4 protein-coding genes are annotated in these 3,038 nt (G+C 67.7%); 2 read left to right on the top strand and 2 right to left on the bottom strand.

Annotated features, from left to right (window positions below; genetic code table 11):
* Positions 1-253: hypothetical protein (locus tag ACE3SS_RS15225; protein ID WP_374595405.1), on the bottom strand; the 253-nt coding region annotated here is incomplete at its 3' end.
* Positions 254-503: 250 nt separating this feature from the next.
* On the opposite strand from ACE3SS_RS15225, the gene ACE3SS_RS15230 reads away from it, so the two are divergent.
* On the top strand, positions 504-1,706 hold the full coding sequence (locus tag ACE3SS_RS15230) for a GGDEF domain-containing protein (RefSeq protein WP_374595407.1): 1,203 nt from the start codon (positions 504-506) through the stop codon (positions 1,704-1,706).
* Between the two features lie 21 nt (positions 1,707-1,727).
* Here ACE3SS_RS15230 and ACE3SS_RS15235 read toward each other — a convergent pair whose 3' ends face one another.
* On the bottom strand, positions 1,728-1,871 hold the full coding sequence (locus ACE3SS_RS15235) for a hypothetical protein (protein ID WP_374595409.1): 144 nt from the start codon (positions 1,869-1,871) through the stop codon (positions 1,728-1,730).
* A 380-nt stretch (positions 1,872-2,251) separates the two neighbouring features.
* Between ACE3SS_RS15235 and ACE3SS_RS15240 the strand changes: the two genes are divergently transcribed.
* Positions 2,252-2,923, top strand: coding sequence for a YceH family protein (locus ACE3SS_RS15240; RefSeq protein ID WP_374595411.1), 672 nt, complete (start codon positions 2,252-2,254; stop codon positions 2,921-2,923).
* Positions 2,924-3,038 lie beyond the last annotated feature (115 nt).

Consider the following 3,038-nt stretch of genomic DNA (forward strand, 5'->3'; position numbering starts at 1 on the left):
CGTGTTGGCGCCCTTGCTGGTCGGCCCATTCGATCTCGGTGGATTGCTGGGCGCCGGATGCCTGGGCGCGGGCCAGGCCGGCTCGATAGCCCGGCGCGCCGAGCAGGAGACTCCCATCGGGCTGGGTCTTGCCGAGGTCTTGCAGGCTGGCCCCCGATGCCGCCAGATACGTGGCGTTGGCGTAGACGCAGCGCAGGCTGGCGTCGTGACGCAGGATGGCGTCGCAGGCGTGCTCGACGAGCGCGTCCAGCATGCGCTCGCAGCTGTCCGCGGCTCGGTGTGGCCGGGCTGCAGGCTTGCTTTGCTTGATCGAGCGTTTCGATTCGTCCGTCATCGGTGATCCGGTTGCGGTGTGCAGCGCTCGCATGAGGCGGCACCGGGTCGGCGCAATTGCCGACTTTGGCGATTCTGCGTGGCGAGATTCCGGGCGGTGCGTCAAACAATGCCGTGATTCGCGTGGATATCGCTGCTTGCTTGCCCCCAAGATTCGCTAATGTGATGGCATGACCCATCCCTCAACCGCTCCTGCGCCCTCCGATGCCGGCGTGCTGTCGCCGGCAGCTGTCGATGCGCCGGCCGATGCCCGGCAACCATCGGGCTGGCTGGACTGGGTGCTGACGACCGACTCCAAGCAGCGGCTGCGCATCACGCGCTCGCTGATGTCGTCGCTGGTGTTCGTGATCTGCGTCGGGCTGATCGTGTACTGCTCGGTGATCGGCCTGATGGTGCCGCGCGAGGGCGCGGCGCTGGCGACGCTGATCTTCGTGTCGTGCACCGGCTTTTACGTGGCCATGCGATCGGGCTGGAACCAGCGCTTCGCCGATCCGTCGCTGACGCTGCCGCAGATCGTGGCCGCGCTGACCTGGATCTGCGGCGCCTACGCCATCACCAACGAAGGGCATGGCGGCACGCTGATCCTGTTTGCCCTGGTGCTCGTGTTCGGCATCTTCAACATGAACGCGCAGCGGGCCCGCATTTCGACCGTCTATGCCGTGGTGGCGATGGGCGCGACCATGGCCTACAAGGGCTGGTCCGACCCTGGGCACTACCCCGTCAAGATCGAGTGGATGTATTTCGTGTTCGTGGCCACGGTCATGCCCATGATTTCGCAGCTCGCGGCCCAGCTCAACCGCATGCGCGAGCGCTTGAAGGCCCAGAAGCGCGAGCTCGAGAAGGCGCTGGAGCAGATCCAGGAGATGGCCATCCGCGACGAGCTCACCGGCCTGGTGAACCGCCGCCACATCACCGAGGTGCTCGGCGAGCACGCGGCGCGCAGCAAGCGCGGCGTGGTGAAGTTCTGGGTGGCGCTGATCGATCTCGACCACTTCAAGCGCGTCAACGACACCTGGGGCCACCCGGTGGGCGACGAGGTGCTGCGCGGCTTTGCCCAGATGGCCAAGGAAGTGCTGCGCGAAACCGACGTGATCGGCCGCTGGGGCGGCGAAGAATTCCTGGTGGTGATGCTGGTGGTGCCGCCAAACGACCCCGTGGCCGGGCTGGAGCGCCTGCGGGTGCGCTTGGCCGACGCCCAGATCAGCGAGAGCGTGCCCGAGCTGCGGGTGAGATTTTCGGCTGGGCTGGCGGCGTTTGGCCCGGGCGACTCGATCGAGCACGCCGTTGACCGTGCCGACAAGGCGCTCTACCAGGCCAAGGCCCAGGGGCGCAACTGCACGGTGGTGTCGCCCGACGAGCCCGCAGGGGCGTGACTCCCCCGCTTCGGCGGCGGATCAGTGAGGCTTGCGAGGGCCCTTGAACGACTTCGGACGGTAGACGTTGCCGTCCCAGCGGCCATCGGCCTTCTGCCCCAGCTTGCGCTGGCGGGCCCGGTCGATGGCGTCTTGCGCCAACTGGGCGGCTTCCTTCTTTGACATCGGCCGACGTCGCAGGCGCTGCGGCAACCCTTTGAGCGCGGCCCACCAGCGGCGCGCGGCTTGATCGAACCGTCGTTGGCGCCGGGCCCCGAGCAACAGGCGAACCAAAGCCACGCCGCACGCGACGGCCACCACACCAGCCAGAGCTTTTTCGGGCGAAAACATAATGCTGAAAGTGTAGGGCGGCGGGCTGCGTCGTGCCTGAGGCAAATCACTCACACCCACCCCGCCTCGGGGGCTGATCGCCGAGTGACGAGGCCCGGGGGCGGCCGATGCAGCCAACCCACTTCTTGCGGCATTGCCGCGAGGCTGCGTGCTATCGTCATTTGCGCCGAGCCCGTGCTCCACGAGCCCCTGTCGCGAACGAACGAAAGCAAGCCATGGCCCTTAGAACCCTGACCCCGCTGGAAGCCCGCGTGCTGGCCGTGCTGGTCGAGAAAAAGCTCACCGTGCCCGACAGCTACCCGCTGTCGCTCAACGCGCTCACGCTGGGGTGCAACCAGAAGACGGCCCGCGAGCCGGTGATGAACGCCAGCGAGGCCGACGTGCTGCAGGCCATCGAGGGGCTCAAAGAGCAAAGCCTGGTGAACGAGGTGAGCGGCAGCCGTGTCGTGCGCTTCGATCACAACGCGTCGCGCGGCCTCGGCGTGCCAAGCCAGTCGGTCGCCTTGCTGACCGCCTTGATGCTGCGCGGCCCGCAAACCGCCGCCGAGTTGCGGCTGCACACCGAACGCCTGCACCGCTTTGCCGACATCTCGTCGGTCGAAGGCTTCTTGGACGAACTTGCCGAGCGCGACCCGAAGATGGTGGCGAAGCTGCCGCGCGCGGCGGGCTCGCGCGAGGCGCGCTGGGCCCACTTGTTGTGCGGCGAGGTGAGCGTGCCGGGCGAGGGGGCGCACGACGGCGCCAGCTTCGCCTCGGCGTCCCACGCCGACGAGATCGCGGACTTGCGAGCCGAACTCGCCGGCGTCAAGACCGAGGTGAGCGCGTTGCGTGCGCTGGTGCTGCGTCTGGCTGGTGAACTCGGCGTGGTGGTCGAGCCGTCAACGTGAAGATCGGCGTGCGGCGGCAGCGCGAGCGCTTGTCGCCGCCCCGATCGGCTCAGTGGCAGAAATTGCGCACGTCGTTCTGCGCCACTTCGCGGTCGTAAGCGTCGGTGGCCTTGCC

The sequence above is a fragment of the Aquabacterium sp. genome (assembly GCF_041915145.1).
Lineage (GTDB): Bacteria > Pseudomonadota > Gammaproteobacteria > Burkholderiales > Burkholderiaceae_C > Aquabacterium.

Bases quoted from the DNA above. Each gene is read 5' to 3' on its own strand.
- ACE3SS_RS15235 (WP_374595409.1), bottom strand. From the start codon at position 1,871: ATGTCAAAGAAGGAAGCCGCCCAGTTGGCGCAAGACGCCATCGACCGG.
- ACE3SS_RS15240 (WP_374595411.1), top strand. From the start codon at position 2,252: ATGGCCCTTAGAACCCTGACCCCGCTGGAAGCCCGCGTGCTGGCCGTG.
- ACE3SS_RS15230 (WP_374595407.1), top strand. From the start codon at position 504: ATGACCCATCCCTCAACCGCTCCTGCGCCCTCCGATGCCGGCGTGCTG.